Genomic DNA, 15,371 nt, shown 5'->3' with positions numbered 1-15,371 from the left:
ATCACATCGAAAGCAATTCACACAAGTATTGTTACCAACACACTAAAACTACCCCTCTTTCACCACCCTCGCTATTGTCGCCCTGCTACACCCTAACTTCTGCTGTATTTCTGAATAACTCCGCCCAAGTTTTAACTGATCCCGTATATCTTGATGCAATGACTCATTCACACGGCGACCGCGATACTTACCTTCAGCTTTTGCTTTTGCAATACCTTGTGCTTGGCGTTTATGGCGAGTTTCATAATCATCACGGGCCATGGCTGCACCTAAATCCAACATGAACTCGGTTAAGGCCAAAGTAATGCTGTTTTGCTCACCCGCGCTGAACACTGCATGCGTCATTGGCTGATCTGCCACCACTATCACTAACCCTCTTTCCATGATGCGGGCTTTTAAGGTTTTCCATTCCAGCCAAGGTAAGCGAGTAAGGCGATCCATCTTTTCAATTAGCAACACATCACCGGCTTCGCTATCGTCTATTAGCTTGTTGAGTTCTGGCCGTTCTAACTTGGTGCCAGATTGGTTTTCGATGTAGTAGCCAGCAATACGACTATTAAATTTGGCGCCAAAGGCTTTGAGTTCCTCTTTTGCCCGTTGGGCATCTTGCTCGGTGGTTGAGGCGCGAAGGTAAGCACGGATCAGCATGGTTTTCCCTAAACTGGTTTAATTTAAGTTGGTTTCTAAAATCAGTTTAGTATAGATGGTTTCATAAATGAAGCGGTAAGGGTTGAGAGGCAGCGGGGAGTGGTTTCGTTAGGGTATGAGCTTATAAAACTATCGTACAGGTTTGGATTTTTAATATTCACACTAAATTATTAGTTAAAATGGTGCTATTGATAATGTAACTTCAACCCACTACCTCTGGCACTATTATTACAACAAAGCACTAGAGGTAGTATAGTTTTTAATATTTATTGAGACGGGGCGTTATTAGCTTGTATCACTTCAGAATTAAGCAACTTACCCGATTTTTTATCAACTTGCTGCCAATCTCCAATTTCAACATCATACCCAGCATTAGCGACGCCTTGTGCAATAAATTTTAAATATTCTTTATCAGTTTTAAAGTCGGCTAAATTGAAGACCTCTCGCCCAAGACGAGTGGAGAGTAAAACATTAAATTCAATTTTTTTCTTAGGATCAGCATGTCTAATAACTAAAGCATTACTTTTACTAATTAAAACTCTTAAAAAACTAGATGTGTCACTTGAGTTGTATTCAGTACTAAGACCCATAGAGTCTACACCGGAGATAATTCCAATTTCTTGAAGGTAGAGAAGGTTAGTAAAGTTTAACCCCTTTTGGCTCATCATTTTTTCAACGATATCGGATTCAACCTCAAAGCCACTAGTATTAATAATACTTTTGAAAACTCGATCATTGATAATAAACTCACCTAGTTTACTAATAAGCTCCGCTTCATTCTTCGATAAGCTTTTGAGTAAGTCTATTGTGCGTAGAGAGTAAGTTCCCGGAGTACTAACCTCACCAGCAAGAACCCTCGCCCACAATGACTGCAAGTAACCATCACTTATTTTTTCAGCATTATCTCGCCAACGGGTAAACCAGTCAGGATCTACAGGATCATCATTAGCTTCATATTTACCTGATTCAAGTTCTTGTTCGGCAAGCAAAACAGTCTTGGTGAGATTTACTTCTTCTTGCATCGCCTGAACCTGTTTTCGAGTCTTACCTTGCCTCTCTAAACTTTTCAAATCCAAATATGGCTCAACTTTGTTACCTTTCTGAATATCAATTAACGGTTTTATATTAGCTTCAGAATCTATAGCAATAAGTCTACGATCTTCTGTATATTGTAATTTTCCTGCTTTGATATCAGCTATCTGTTGCTCAGTCTGTGCAAGCATAAGCATTTTATCACGTTGGGCATCGACCTCTGCTTTACCTATTCGCTTGACTTGGTTGGGAGCAAAAATACCTCCAATTCCATCAGATACTAAATCACCCAACTTTATTAATGCTTTTTCACCTGGCCAATTCATATGCGACTCTCATTACAATATAAGATGTTAATTACTGATTAATTTAACACTTTTTTTTGAAAGGATAAGTGAACAACGTTTGATTATAAGCATTATATCCGTACATATAAGGCAATATTACAAGCTTTGTATTTCAAATATAACGATTAAACACAAAGCGTTATATCGTCTGGTTAATGGCACTTTCCAACCTAACCATTTGTAACGAAAAATCACTTCCCCCTACTTTTCAACTTCCCGTTTAGCGATACAATCTCTTGGTCCGACGTATAAAAATATAGAAGAACTAAAATAATGAACACCCCTAACGCATTTCACTTTTTGCTAAAGCAAGTTCGTGAAGAGCATGGCATGACGCAAGTCGATGCCGCTAAACACTTGAAAATAGCAAGGCAAACCTACTTAGATTTAGAGTACGGAAAAACACTACCACGACTAGATACACTGATTACGCTATCGACACTTTTTAATAAAAATATTTCGTATTTTACTGGCGAACGTCCCTCGTTAGACAATTTTGATACCATGGAGTTATTTGAAGAACTTCAAGAACGGTACTTAAAAAAAGTACCGAACATTGCTGACGCGATACCGCATTAAAACGATAAAAGCCTGCGCCAGCAGGCTTTTTTATTGCTTTTGATCTTGTTTTACCGCAACGACCAGCCCACGTAGACCGCCATAGAAATACAGTAAATAAAGCCTGTAACCAAATACGGATAGGCCAAAAGCGTAGACACCATTTTTTAGCACCAAGCGGGCTACATTGGGTGGGCGGGGGATCTCGTTAAACAAGCCCGAATCTCACGCACTTACAATAGACCCCCCGTATTTATGAAGTCATAAATACAGGGTTATATTTAAGTAATAATTTGAAGTCATCAATATAACAATTAACGAAATATCATAAAATCAGGATTATGACTTAGAGAATATCACTCTTGGATCATTCTTCGCTGCGTTTTTGAGTTATCTCTTTACCAAATAGCAAAAGGGCGTTGAAGTTACCTTCAACGCCCTTTTTTAAATTCTTTAAACACTTATTTGATTTGCGCTTTGTACATAGAAGCGAAAACTGGAGTGTATAAGCCAACAATTTTGTTAATGATACGTGACATTGTGAATTCCTTAATAAAGCAAGTTTTATATAATGTACAACCTTGCCTAAACACACTATTTATAAGGCATTGGTCGCGTTTCGATGGGGGGCATTATAGGAGTTTAATCGGCTTTTAAAAGTGAGAAATAATGTTTCTTTGCATTAGTTTTACTAATGTAAATATTACATATCAACCCCACCAATAACCATTCATTAAATTCGAATAAATCCTCATTAATTGTTCTTTTTGTGGAAGGTGAATGTTACCAGCACCAAATTTTTATGGTGATTCTTAGTGTTAATGCTAACAACATCTCACTTACTGGAAATAAACAATAAAATGAAAAGTTAACCACTATTACGTAAACGTAATAATTAAAATGAGGTATCGCTTGCCGATATCTGCGGCTTATTTATCAGCTGCAGACAGTAACTTTCCAGTAAATGTGAGTTGTGATGCTGATTGTGTAAATACCACACCTGAGTGTGAACGCTCTGCGGTACCTTGTTTTTGGTAATGTGCGACATTTATGTTGCTAACGGCTGCTTTTTGAAATTGAACATTACCTGTAAACGCACCATCTTTAGCTGAAGCGTTATAAGACATAGCGATGATAGCGGCTGCGATAGTTGCTTTAATAACTGTTTTCATAAGTAATAAAACCTTGTGTCTTTATGTTTATAAACGCCTGTGCGTTTCGAAGGGTGTATTATCAATAGTTACACCAAAAACAACAATACAATAAAATAACAAAAGATTATTACCAACAAGTAACTATAGAAGAGGAAATCTAATCAGCCCTCCACCTTATGGCTTAACCCCACTATTCCTTGAAGCGTATAAACGATGATTAACACCTAAAAGGAATATTTCGAGTCACCGCAAGCATCAATGAAAAAATCAGTGCTCACTTATTCTTATTTTTCTTATTACGTGATCCTCTACACGAAACACTACAGCTTATTGCAGCTTAATTGCTAAGTTACGATATGTTTCAAATAGGCTGTGATAAAATAAAACGGTTATTGTAGTTTTTTGAGGTTTTATGGCGGATCAAGCCCAATTATTAACAAAGGCGCAGCAACTCTGTGAAGAGCGAGGCGTTCGACTTACGCCACAGCGCTTAAAAGTGTTGGCGTTGATTATTGAGCACCATAGCTCAATCAGCGCTTATGAGTTATTAGATCAACTCAAAATTTCAGAACCGCAAGCAAAGCCGCCAACGATTTACCGAGCTTTAGATTTTCTCTTAGCACAAGGTTTTGTTCACAAAGTGGAGTCCACAAATAGCTATATTGCTTGCTGTGTACTAGGACATGCCGATCACTGTTCGCAGTTATTGATTTGTGATGAATGTGGCAGTGTTGAAGAGTGCCATGATGATGAGTTAGCCAAACTGCTTCGTCAAAAATCAGAAAAACTTGGTTTTAAGATTAATCATCATGTTGTTGAAAGCCATGGTATTTGTGAAAAATGCCAAGGCAATAAACCTATTATTTAACCTACAACGAAAAGTCTTACAATTATGCGCGCAGAATTTATAAACCCTTTTCTTGCATCTCTGATTAATGTGCTTAACACCATGGCATCTATGCCAATGACACCACAAAAGCCAAGACTAAAGAAAGATGAAATTGCGCGTGGTGATGTATCAGGCTTAATCGGTATGATTGGCCCAAAAACCAAAGGGTCGATGTCAATCACGTTTGAGCAAGATCTGGCGCTTGAAATCATGCAACGCATGCTCGGTGAACGTCCAGCAGGCATTAATGAAGATGTTACTGATATGGTTGGTGAAATTACTAATATGGTAACAGGTGGTGCAAAACGTGCACTGGCTGAAAATGGCTATGATTTTGATATGGCAACACCTGCGGTTGTTTCTGGTAAAGGCCATACCATTACCCATAAATGTGATAATGCGATCATCTTAATGCCATTTGATTCTGACTATGGCAAAGCCTATATCGAAATTTGTTTCGATTGATATCGTCTTTTTTAATGAAAATATAGCGTCAATTACACGATAAATTCTTTACTTTACTTAACGCTATCTAATTCTTTATTAAGTCTTTTATTAATAAAACCATTCTTAAATAAAAGACTACTCTCCGCTCTTTTTTCGATCTAGACTAGTTTATGTCATACGCATCATGTTACTTATAACTGCGAGATGACTGTATATTATTTGTCTAAAAGGGAAAGACGTACATGAGTAAACTGACTGGAACCGTAAAATGGTTCAACGATGACAAAGGCTTTGGTTTCATTTCTGGAACGGATGGCAAAGATGTGTTTGTACACTTCAGTGCTATTCAAGCTCAAGGGCGCCGCACCTTACGTGAAGGCCAAAGTGTTGAGTTTATCGTTACGGATGGTCAGAAAGGCCCACAAGCTAGCGAAGTTATTGCACTGTAATAACCATCACTGAAAAGATAAAAAAACGCCGCTATTTAGCGGCGTTTTTATTATACAAACATATGGCTTAGTACATTAGCCTAAGATTATGCTCGCCATTGTTTAAATGCATTGATCAAACCATTAGTCGAACTATCGTGGCTTGATACTTGTTCTTTATTATTTAGTTCTGGCAGAATTTGGTTAGCCAGTTGCTTACCAAGCTCTACGCCCCACTGATCAAAGCTAAAGATATTCCAAATAACACCTTGAGTGAAAATCTTGTGCTCATAAAGCGCAATCAATGCACCAAGTGTATAAGGCGTAATTTCTTTCACTAAGATTGAGTTCGTTGGGCGGTTGCCTTCGAATACTTTAAATTCTGCGAGTTCATTCACTTCTTCTTGTGATTTACCCGCAGCAAAGAATTCTGCTTCAACTTTCTCACGGCTCTTACCAAATGCTAGTGCTTCAGTTTGCGCGAAGAAGTTCGCCATTAATTTTGGATGGTGATCGCCTAATGGGTTATGGCTAATCGCAGGAGCAATGAAATCACATGGGATCAATTTCGTACCTTGGTGGATCAACTGGTAGAAAGCATGTTGACCATTGGTGCCAGGTTCGCCCCAAATAATTGGGCCTGTTTGGTAATCCACTGGGTTACCGCCACGATCAACGTATTTACCGTTTGACTCCATGTTACCTTGCTGGAAGTACGCTGCAAAACGGTGCATGTACTGATCATAAGGAAGAATCGCTTCTGTTTCTGCACCGTGGAAGTTGTTGTACCAGATACCGATAAGCGCAAGGATAACCGGTAGCTTTTGTTCTAATGGTGCTTCTGCAAAGTGTTTGTCCATTGCATGACCGCCATCAAGTAGCGCAACAAAGTGATCAAAACCGACTGATAAGCAGATTGATAGACCGATTGCAGACCATAGTGAATAACGGCCGCCAACCCAGTCCCAGAACTCGAACATGTTGTCCGTATCAATACCAAACTCAGCAACCGCTTCACCGTTTGTTGAAAGCGCAGCAAAGTGTTTCGCTACATGTGCTTTATCTTCTGCTTTTGCTAAGAACCAGTCACGTGCAGATAGCGCGTTAGTCATGGTTTCTTGAGTCGTGAAGGTTTTTGATGCGATCAAGAACAATGTTGTTTCTGGGTTAAGATCTTTTAGCGTTTCAGCAATGTGCGTGCCATCAACGTTAGAAACAAAGTGCATGTTTAGGCGTGTTTTATAAGCACCTAGCGCTTCAGATACCATGTAAGGGCCAAGATCTGAGCCACCGATACCGATGTTCACGATATCGGTAATTTCTTTACCTGTGTAACCTTTCCATTCACCGCTGATAATGCGATCAGAGAAAGACTTCATCTTCTCAAGTACCGCATTCACAGCAGGCATCACATCTTCGCCATCAACCATAATTGGTGTGTTGCTACGGTTACGTAGTGCTACGTGAAGGACTGCGCGATCTTCTGTACGGTTAATTTTCTCGCCACTAAACATATCTGCAATAGCAGCATCTAGCTCTGTCTCTTTTGCAAGAGCAAACAGCTTAGTTAGCGTTTCTTCAGTGATAAGGTTTTTAGAGTAATCAAGTAGGATATCTGAGCCAAATTGCGCAGAAAACTTAGAAAAGCGAGCGCTATCATTAGCAAATAAGTCGCTTAATTGGAAATCTTGAGCTTGTTCAAAGTGTGCGGTTAGATCTTGCCACGCTTGAGTTTGCGTTGGGTTGATGTTCTTCAACATAAAAATATCCTAATTTTGTTATGTTTACCTTTCGCGCCCATACACTGTTTGCGAAAGATCCCCGATTTTGCTCATTAGCCTATGATGGCAGGCTTATTTATAATTTTGATCACTTGTGATGATGCCGCGAAAAGAAAAAGGTCGTCATTGCGGAAAATCACGAAAACTTGGAATGCATCATACCTGTATTTCGCATCAATGTAATAATGCGAATAACTAATCAAACTAAAAGGTTAAACCTATAGGTAAATAGCCATGTGGTATCAAAAAACAATTAATCTTACTCCTCAAAAGCGCGGTTTTCACCTTATCACTGAGGAAATAGCGCAACATTTACATGAGATCCGACCTTTAAGCGTTGGATTAGTCCATTGTTTTCTTCAACACACCTCGGCAAGCTTAACCATTAATGAAAATGCCGATCCTACGGTACGTCATGATATGGAGAAACACTTTAATCATTTTGTACCAGAACGCGCGCCTTATTATCGACATACCTATGAAGGAGATGATGATATGCCGGCACATATTAAAAGTTCATTGTTAGGTAATAGTATCTCGATCCCTATTTCACAAGGACGTTTAGCATTGGGTATATGGCAAGGTATTTATTTAGGTGAGCACCGTGATCATGGCGGCTCTCGCCAAATCGTGATCACTATTCAAGGCGAATAGTATATTGAAGAGACAAAAAAGCACTTATCCCTAACAATGATGGTTAAGTGCTTTATATTTAAGACTAGAACGGCTGGTTAACCATCACTCTGAAGGTGCTTTCTTCACTACCCCACGCCATTTCGGTTCGGACAACAACACCTTCGACTTGAAAACGTACCGCGCCACCGGCGCTCCATTTCATGTCTGAATGCAACTCAGAGAGATTGTAACTATCCGCAACACGACCAACATCAGCAAATGCGACCCACTGCCACCAAGGCACGCTGTACCAATTAAAGACAGGCCATTCACTCAGAGGTTGCCATTCTGGCATCACGCGATATTCTGCGCTGTAGCTGATTGCAGATCGCCCAACATATCGCCCCGTTTGAAAACTCCGCAAGCGATATAAGCCCCCCAGTTTGACTCCTGCATACTCAGGTGGACGATGATAACCATGCTTTGAATCCGTTGTATTCCAACTTGGGGTATCGGCGGTATACACATTAAACGCCAAGACTTGCTGATCAAATAAGTTATCCAGCTTGCCTAAATTCAAATACCAACTTTGGTTGATTTCCCATTTCCACCAACTTGTTTGATCTGAAGTATCAGGCGCATATGTCAGCTTAAATTGACTTTTACTGCCTTGAGTTGGATTCGCAGTATTGTTTTGGTTGTTCCATTCAAACCGCGTTTCTAGCCCCCACACACTGTCATTATGTGAAAAATCAGAAGGTGGGTTCGGTGTGTTTTTAGCAAACTGACGAGATTGATAGAACGGGCGAAAATCTATTGACGATACGCCACTTTCCCATGGCGTATGACCCGTTAATTGACGGTTAGGATAAAGCGCAGATTGAATAGGATCATGCTTACCTTGGCCAATAGGCAAAATATAACGCGCACTCAGTTGATACAGTGACTCTTGCGCATCGGCAATGATCCTATCATCGAGGTGGGAATCATTTTGGGTCGCTTTTCCTACATAGTAATTAAAATCTTTATAATCACCACTGTAAAGCTCTGCTCCAAATAGCCAGCGGCTGTCGGCGGATAACGCGTAATTGTAAGCCCCCAGATACGTCATCCATGTACCTTTATCTGTTACCAATCCAGCCACTAATAGTGAAGCTTGTGGTTGCCCTGCTTTTTTGACCACACCTGCGGCACCAATAGACAATCCCATGCTATCGGTAGAAAACATAAAGGGTACTGCGGCAATATCTGAATCCGTCTTTTCTACCGTTTCAGAACCCTCAATATCAAGCAATTCATTTTCAGCATAAATATCTACTGAAACCAACAAAGCCGCAGCATACGCCACGGCTTTTAATTTTATATCTTCCATTAAAGCTTTTCGTCCAATATTTAAATCATCACGTATATGCCATCGCAACCCGTGGTGTTAATTTAGTAACCAATTCATACGCAATCGTGCCAATGTGCTCTGCTACAATTTCAGCAGGTAATCCTTCGCCCCATAATGTGGCAGTATCGCCAACTTTATCTTGAGCATCGGGCCCTAAATCCACCGTTAGCATGTCCATTGATACACGCCCAGCCATCGGCACAATACGGCCATTAACAAGCACTGGCGTGCCGTTAGGTGCGGTACGTGGATAACCATCACCATAACCAATCGCAATCACACCAACTTTGGTATCTCGTTCACTTGTCCAAATACCGCCATAACCAACTTGTTCACCTTTTTTAACATCACGTACAGCAATCAGGCTAGAGGTTAATGTCATCACTGGCTTTAAGTCATAAGCCGAAGCAAAACGTTCAGACTCATTAAATGGTGAAACACCATACATAATGATCCCTGGGCGAATCCATTCTAGCTGGCTATCAGGCCACGCTAAAATACCCGCAGAGGCGGCTAATGAACGTTCACCTTGATAATCTTGAGTCAAATCCAAAAAGGTATCTAACTGCTTTAATGTAATATCAGAGCTTAAATCATCTGCATTACCAAAGTGGCTAATAAAACGTAGTGGCTTTGCGACATTTTCACAGGCATGTAAACGCGCCATAAAATCCGTCAGATCTTCTGGACGTACCCCTAAGCGGTGCATACCGGTATCAATTTTAACCCAGACTCGCACTGGGTTATCAAGCTCTGTTTGCTCTAATGCTTCCAATTGCTCAATCGAGTGAACCACAGTATGAATATTATTGGTCACTAATACTGGAAGATCGCTCGGTGCATAAAACCCTTCTAATAATAAAATAGGTTTCACGATCCCACCTGCACGTAAAATTAATGCTTCTTCAATACGAGCAACACCATACGCGTCAACATTTGTAAGCGTTTGAGCAACTCGAAGTAAGCCATGCCCATAAGCGTTGGCTTTTACGACCGCCAAAACTTTACTATTTGGTGCATGATGACGGATTAACCCCAAATTGTGGGCTAATGCTTCAGTATCTATATGTGCGGTTGCAGCTTTCATCCAAAATCCTAAATAATATTCTTACGCTTACTCTTCATCGTAGGCGGGGCCTGCATAATTATCAAAGCGAGAGAACTGGCCTTGGAAGGTTAAACGGACGGTACCGATAGGACCATTACGTTGCTTACCTAAGATGATTTCAGCGATCCCTTTCAGGGCACTATCTTCGTGATAAACCTCATCACGATAAATAAACATAATTAAATCGGCATCCTGCTCGATCGCACCGGATTCACGTAAATCTGAGTTAACAGGGCGTTTATCGGCACGTTGCTCCAACGATCGGTTAAGCTGCGACAAGGCAACAACCGGGACGTTTAATTCTTTTGCCAGCGCTTTTAACGAGCGGGAAATTTCAGCGATCTCTAATGTACGGTTATCTTGCAAACCAGGTACACGCATTAACTGAAGGTAGTCAATCATTATAAGGCTTAAACCGCCGTTATCGCGGGCAATACGACGGGCACGTGAGCGGACTTCCGTTGGTGTTAAGCCCGAACTATCATCAATGAACATATTCTTCTTTTCCATCAGAATACCCATTGTTGATGATATACGTGCCCAGTCTTCATCATCGAGTTGACCGGTACGTATTTTAGTTTGGTCAACTCGCGAAAGTGACGCCAACATACGCATCATGATCTGTTCAGCTGGCATCTCTAACGAGAAAATAAGTACAGGTTTTTCCTGCTCCATTGCGGCGTTTTCACATAAGTTCATCGCAAAGGTAGTTTTACCCATCGATGGACGTGCCGCAACAATGATTAAATCTGAACCTTGAAGGCCAGCGGTTTTTTTATTGAGATCGGTAAAACCTGTCGATACACCTGTCACACCATCTTGCGGCGATTGGTATAGAATCTCGATACGTTCTAAGGTCTTTTCTAAGATCGTATCAACACTTTGTGGGCCTTCTTTATCGTTGGTACGTTGCTCTGCAATCGCAAAGACTTTACTTTCAGCCATATCCAGTAAGTCTTCACTGGTGCGGCCCTGTGGATCATAACCGGCATCGGCAATTTCATTTGCCACACCAATCATGTCACGAATAAGTGCACGCTCACGGACAATATCAGCGTACGCTAAAATATTTGCCGCAGATGGTGTATTTTTTGCCAGTTCAGCTAAGTAAGCAAAACCGCCGACATCATCAAGTGTGCTTGATTGCTCAAGGTTTTCAGACAGGGTGATCAAATCTAGCGGCTGACCCGCTTCTAATAGTGCCGCTGTCGCCTGAAAAATAATCCGGTGTGGACGACTGTAGAAATCATTGGCAACGACTTTTTCAGCCACCATGTCCCACTTTTCGTTATCCAGCATCAAACCACCAAGAACAGATTGCTCTGCCTCTAAAGAGTGAGGCGGCATCTTAATGGCGTCCATTTGATTATCTTTTGGTTTTTTCGGTTTACTATTATCTGCCATAGAAATTGCGTATTAGCCAAGAACAAGAATGAAGCATAGTAGTATACCCCATACATTCGATTCTGAGCAGTCATAAACTTACGACTCGCCTCAAACCTGATGGTTATTTAATTATGCGCCTTTTTAAATTAACTAACAGTCAAGCGTAACGATTCCTAACCAAAAGCTGACAAATTTGGGTTAGAATGCGAGCGCATAATACTTATTATCAATAACACTCAATTTACAACACCTGCCGTGGGAGGACCTTTGGCAAGATACCTACTGACATTATTGCTGCTTGCCAATACTGCAGCCTATGCTGCTGACGATCAAGATATCGAAGAAGATGTCTCGCCTTCTCACTTTACCAGTGAGGTGGGGCTTGGGTTTACAGCACTTGCTGGTAATTCAGATTCACAGACGCTAAACGCTAATTATGATCTGCAATATATCAAAGGTCGTTATAAAACTAACGCAGATACTAGCCTACTAATGGCGAAGAAAAATGGCGAAGAAGATAAACGTAAGATTTCAGCCAATTTGAAATCACAAATGCTGATCCGTGACGGCTATTACTTATATGGTAGCGGCAGCTATATTGATGATCGCTATGGTCCATATTATGTTGATTCACTCGCTTCTGCTGGTATCGGTTATCGTCTCTTTAGCTATGAAACGTTTCAAACCTTGGTCGATATCGGTCCTGGTTTTCGCCACCAAGATCCTAACCTAGATGAAATTGATGGTGATATAGTCAAACCAGAAGTAGTGAATGAAGCTGTTTTACAAAGCTCATTAACCATGACATGGAAACCGCTTAAAACACTTTCCTTGGAAAATAAAACCAATATTGTGGCTGGTAAAAGTAATACTACGATCCAAAATGATTTATCACTGACCAACTCCATCACTGATAACATCGCATTGAGTATTGGCTTTAACTATACCTATTACACGTGGGTACCTAACAATATGAAAAACTTCGATTCTAGTACGATTGTTAGCCTGATTTACAGTATGAAGTAAAGCTAAGGGTTGACGCTAACGTTGTTTTTTCTCATATTTCAGACATAAAAAAACCAGCCCGAAGGCTGGTTTTTTTCTATTAAAGCTAAAAGCGATTACTCTGCAGCAACAACGTTTAGTTTAACAGTTGCGAATACATCTGAATTTAGCTGAACGCTAACTTCGAATTCGCCAGTAGTACGTAGTGCACCTTCAGGTAGACGTACTTCGCTCTTAACAAGTGCAACGCCAGCAGCAGTAACTGCATCAGCGATGTCACGAGTACCGATAGAACCGAATAGTTTACCTTCGTCACCAGCTTTAGAAGCAATTACTACTGCTTCTAGTGCGTTTAGTGCTTCAGCACGAGCTTGAGCAGCAGCTTGTTGCTCAGCAACTTTAGCTTCTAGCTCTGCACGACGTGCTTCGAACATTTCAACGTTAGCTTTAGTTGCCATTACTGCCTTAGCTTGTGGGATAAGGAAGTTACGAGCGTAGCCAGCTTTAACGTTAACTTGGTCGCCAAGGCTACCTAGGTTAGCGATTTTATCAAGTAGAATAACTTGCATTATCTTGTCCTCTATAAAAGTCTAAAAACTACTACCGATTACTGATGCTTGTCAGTGTACGGTAGAAGTGCTAGGTAACGAGAACGCTTGATAGCGCGAGCTAGCTGACGCTGGTATTTAGCGCGAGTACCAGTGATACGGCTAGGTACGATTTTACCAGCTTCAGTGATGTAGTTTTTTAGAGTTGCTACGTCTTTGTAGTCAATCTCTTGTACGCCTTCTGCAGTGAAACGGCAGAATTTACGACGACGGAAGAAACGAGCCATGGGCTATCTCCTGATCTAAATTATGTCAATGTGATCGGCGTGCAATACTAATTTACCAATGCCATTACGGCCGGTTTGATAAGAGATAAACCCTCCTACCTTAACATTGCTTCCGATAACTAAATCTTGAGTGAGTACTTGTTGACCTTTGCCACTGACTACCACGTTAATATAACAATATACTTGGCGTGGTAAGCCTGCTTCCTGTTGAATCGAACGATGCTCAAGCACAAAGTGACAATGAGGTATGCCCGCAGGAGACTGGCTTCGTTTGGGTTGTTTAGCAATAGTGCCAACTAACTCCAGACGATTGGTCATTTATACAAATTACTCAGCAGCTGCTTCGCCTTCAGATTGTGCATTTTCTGCACGATCTTCACGCTTAGTGAAACGCTCTTCTTTAGCCTTCATCATTGGAGATGGCTCAGTAACAGCGTTCTTAGTACGCATGATCATGTTACGGATCACTGCGTCGTTGAAGCGGAAGTTTGACTCAAGCTCGTCAACTACAGACTGCTCAGCTTCAACGTTCATTAGAACGTAGTGTGCTTTGTGCAGTTTGTTGATTGGGTAAGCCATTTGACGACGACCCCAATCTTCTAGACGGTGAATCTGACCACCAGAATCTTTGATAGCAGCAGTGTAACGCTCGATCATGCCAGCAACTTGCTCGCTTTGATCAGGGTGCACCATGAATACGATTTCGTAATGACGCATAGGTTGCTCCTTACGGATTATTCAGCTTCCCTTGTCGGCTCGGTTATCCTGGGGAAGCAAGGAACTAAAAAAAGAACCGAGAATTTGGACGATGGATAGTACAGAGAATGATCAATTGAAGCAAGAAAATTCTGTGCTCTACGCCAAGGTTTTTCCTGCCCACTGGCAAGTTATCTTGACTGTTTGTCTATCCCAATAAAAACACCCTTATCCAGTTAAACCGAATAAGGGTGTGGGATTACTGACACCAGGTTAAATGTGCAACTTTCTTTACTGTTGTCAGTAACATATTAGCTACGTTGACGTACCGCTTCAAACAAACAGATACCTGTTGCTACTGATACGTTTAAGCTTGATACCGAACCTGCCATTGGAATTTTGATCAAATCATCACAGGTTTCACGGGTTAAACGACGCATACCTTCGCCTTCTGCACCCATCACAATCGCTAATGGGCCAGTCAGCTTACTTTGGTAAATATCATGCGTTGCTTCACCAGCCGTACCGACAATCCATACACCTTTATCTTGCAGTGCACGCATGGTACGCGCCAAGTTAGTCACACGTACTAATGGCATGATTTCAGCCGCGCCACAGGCAACTTTACTTGCCGTTGCGTTGAGCTGTGCCGAGCGATCTTTCGGGACGATAACAGCAACCGCACCCGCAGCATCCGCATTACGTAGACATGCGCCTAAGTTATGCGGATCGGTCACACCATCTAAAATCAATAATAATGGATTTTCTTTACCCACCAATAAATCATCAAGATCGTTCTCGTTGTATTGCTTACCTGGACGCACGCGAGCAACGATACCTTGGTGAGAAGCACCTTTAACTTTGTCATCAAGTGCTTTACGCCCTGCTTCTTGGATCGTAATGCCCAGTGATTGCAGCTCAGTGACTAACGGCAGTAAACGATCATCTTCTCGTCCTTTCAGTACAAAGACTTCAATAAAACGAACTGGATCAGATGCCAGCACGGCTTTCACGGCATGGATGCCAAAAATCATATCATTACTCATGGT

At 41.3% G+C, this 15,371-nt stretch carries 19 protein-coding genes; 6 read left to right on the top strand and 13 right to left on the bottom strand.

Going from position 1 to position 15,371, the window contains the following annotated elements; genetic code table 11:
* Positions 1-48: 48 nt before the first annotated feature.
* Positions 49-648 carry a recombinase family protein gene (locus tag C9J38_RS16285; protein ID WP_107208018.1) on the bottom strand — a complete coding sequence of 200 codons (600 nt, stop codon included), beginning with the start codon at positions 646-648 and terminating at the stop codon, positions 49-51.
* A 266-nt stretch (positions 649-914) separates the two neighbouring features.
* Positions 915-2,006 carry a DUF2806 domain-containing protein gene (locus C9J38_RS16280; RefSeq protein ID WP_107208017.1) on the bottom strand — a complete coding sequence of 364 codons (1,092 nt, stop codon included), beginning with the start codon at positions 2,004-2,006 and terminating at the stop codon, positions 915-917.
* Between the two features lie 294 nt (positions 2,007-2,300).
* On the opposite strand from C9J38_RS16280, the gene C9J38_RS16275 reads away from it, so the two are divergent.
* Positions 2,301-2,606: a helix-turn-helix transcriptional regulator gene (locus C9J38_RS16275; RefSeq protein WP_107208016.1), complete on the top strand. Its 306-nt coding sequence runs from the start codon at positions 2,301-2,303 to the stop codon at positions 2,604-2,606.
* Positions 2,607-2,636: 30 nt separating this feature from the next.
* Here C9J38_RS16275 and C9J38_RS21785 read toward each other — a convergent pair whose 3' ends face one another.
* On the bottom strand, positions 2,637-2,801 hold the full coding sequence (locus C9J38_RS21785; RefSeq protein WP_158259512.1) for a hypothetical protein: 165 nt from the start codon (positions 2,799-2,801) through the stop codon (positions 2,637-2,639).
* Between the two features lie 713 nt (positions 2,802-3,514).
* Positions 3,515-3,757 (bottom strand): hypothetical protein, encoded by a 243-nt coding sequence (locus C9J38_RS16270; protein WP_107208015.1) that lies wholly within the window; start codon positions 3,755-3,757, stop codon positions 3,515-3,517.
* 394 nt (positions 3,758-4,151) lie between these two features.
* Here C9J38_RS16270 and zur point away from each other — a divergent pair, with 394 nt between their 5' ends.
* From zur to C9J38_RS16255, 3 genes are all read left to right on the top strand, one after another.
* The gene (gene zur / locus C9J38_RS16265; protein WP_107208014.1) at positions 4,152-4,607 is read left to right on the top strand and encodes a zinc uptake transcriptional repressor Zur; all 456 of its coding nucleotides are present in this window, start codon (positions 4,152-4,154) and stop codon (positions 4,605-4,607) included.
* A gap of 24 nt (positions 4,608-4,631) precedes the next feature.
* Positions 4,632-5,093 carry a chemotaxis protein CheX gene (locus C9J38_RS16260; RefSeq protein WP_005372777.1) on the top strand — a complete coding sequence of 154 codons (462 nt, stop codon included), beginning with the start codon at positions 4,632-4,634 and terminating at the stop codon, positions 5,091-5,093.
* Positions 5,094-5,317: 224 nt separating this feature from the next.
* A complete protein-coding gene (locus tag C9J38_RS16255) occupies positions 5,318-5,524 on the top strand; it encodes a cold-shock protein (protein ID WP_005372779.1) in 207 nt (68 codons plus the stop codon).
* A gap of 86 nt (positions 5,525-5,610) precedes the next feature.
* Here C9J38_RS16255 and pgi read toward each other — a convergent pair whose 3' ends face one another.
* Positions 5,611-7,263, bottom strand: a complete 1,653-nt coding sequence (gene pgi, locus C9J38_RS16250) for a glucose-6-phosphate isomerase (RefSeq protein WP_107208013.1) — start codon at positions 7,261-7,263, stop codon at positions 5,611-5,613.
* Between the two features lie 255 nt (positions 7,264-7,518).
* Between pgi and C9J38_RS16245 the strand changes: the two genes are divergently transcribed.
* Positions 7,519-7,938 carry a secondary thiamine-phosphate synthase enzyme YjbQ gene (locus C9J38_RS16245; RefSeq protein ID WP_045131110.1) on the top strand — a complete coding sequence of 140 codons (420 nt, stop codon included), beginning with the start codon at positions 7,519-7,521 and terminating at the stop codon, positions 7,936-7,938.
* Positions 7,939-8,002: 64 nt separating this feature from the next.
* Here C9J38_RS16245 and C9J38_RS16240 read toward each other — a convergent pair whose 3' ends face one another.
* Genes C9J38_RS16240 through C9J38_RS16230 form a run of 3 tightly spaced genes read right to left on the bottom strand, consistent with a single transcriptional unit; the run spans position 8,003 to position 11,804 of the window.
* Positions 8,003-9,271, bottom strand: coding sequence for a BamA/TamA family outer membrane protein (locus C9J38_RS16240; RefSeq protein ID WP_107208012.1), 1,269 nt, complete (start codon positions 9,269-9,271; stop codon positions 8,003-8,005).
* Positions 9,272-9,299: 28 nt separating this feature from the next.
* Positions 9,300-10,379 carry an alanine racemase gene (gene alr / locus C9J38_RS16235; RefSeq protein WP_107208011.1) on the bottom strand — a complete coding sequence of 360 codons (1,080 nt, stop codon included), beginning with the start codon at positions 10,377-10,379 and terminating at the stop codon, positions 9,300-9,302.
* A 27-nt stretch (positions 10,380-10,406) separates the two neighbouring features.
* Positions 10,407-11,804 (bottom strand): replicative DNA helicase, encoded by a 1,398-nt coding sequence (locus tag C9J38_RS16230; RefSeq protein WP_005372791.1) that lies wholly within the window; start codon positions 11,802-11,804, stop codon positions 10,407-10,409.
* Between the two features lie 249 nt (positions 11,805-12,053).
* On the opposite strand from C9J38_RS16230, the gene C9J38_RS16225 reads away from it, so the two are divergent.
* The gene (locus C9J38_RS16225) at positions 12,054-12,812 is read left to right on the top strand and encodes a YdiY family protein (protein ID WP_107208010.1); all 759 of its coding nucleotides are present in this window, start codon (positions 12,054-12,056) and stop codon (positions 12,810-12,812) included.
* Positions 12,813-12,907: 95 nt separating this feature from the next.
* Here the strand turns inward: C9J38_RS16225 and rplI are convergent, their stop codons facing one another.
* The 5 genes from rplI to rlmB all read right to left on the bottom strand — a co-directional run bounded on the left by rplI (position 12,908) and on the right by rlmB (position 15,368).
* Complete coding sequence (gene rplI / locus C9J38_RS16220; protein WP_005372794.1) at positions 12,908-13,360, bottom strand: 50S ribosomal protein L9; 453 nt, start codon at positions 13,358-13,360, stop codon at positions 12,908-12,910.
* Positions 13,361-13,398: 38 nt separating this feature from the next.
* A complete protein-coding gene (gene rpsR, locus C9J38_RS16215; RefSeq protein WP_002539422.1) occupies positions 13,399-13,626 on the bottom strand; it encodes a 30S ribosomal protein S18 in 228 nt (75 codons plus the stop codon).
* Between the two features lie 15 nt (positions 13,627-13,641).
* Complete coding sequence (gene priB, locus C9J38_RS16210) at positions 13,642-13,944, bottom strand: primosomal replication protein N (RefSeq protein ID WP_005372796.1); 303 nt, start codon at positions 13,942-13,944, stop codon at positions 13,642-13,644.
* Positions 13,945-13,953: 9 nt separating this feature from the next.
* Positions 13,954-14,343: a 30S ribosomal protein S6 gene (gene rpsF / locus C9J38_RS16205; protein WP_107208009.1), complete on the bottom strand. Its 390-nt coding sequence runs from the start codon at positions 14,341-14,343 to the stop codon at positions 13,954-13,956.
* Between the two features lie 290 nt (positions 14,344-14,633).
* Entirely contained in the window at positions 14,634-15,368 is a 735-nt protein-coding gene (gene rlmB, locus C9J38_RS16200; RefSeq protein WP_005372799.1) for a 23S rRNA (guanosine(2251)-2'-O)-methyltransferase RlmB, read from the bottom strand.
* Between the last annotated feature and the right edge of the window lie 3 nt (positions 15,369-15,371).

This window comes from Photobacterium sp. GB-210, assembly GCF_003026075.1.
In the GTDB taxonomy this organism is placed as follows: Bacteria; Pseudomonadota; Gammaproteobacteria; order Enterobacterales; family Vibrionaceae; genus Photobacterium.
The sequence above is the reverse complement of the archived record's forward strand: the minus strand, read 5'-3'. Positions and strand labels throughout refer to the sequence as shown.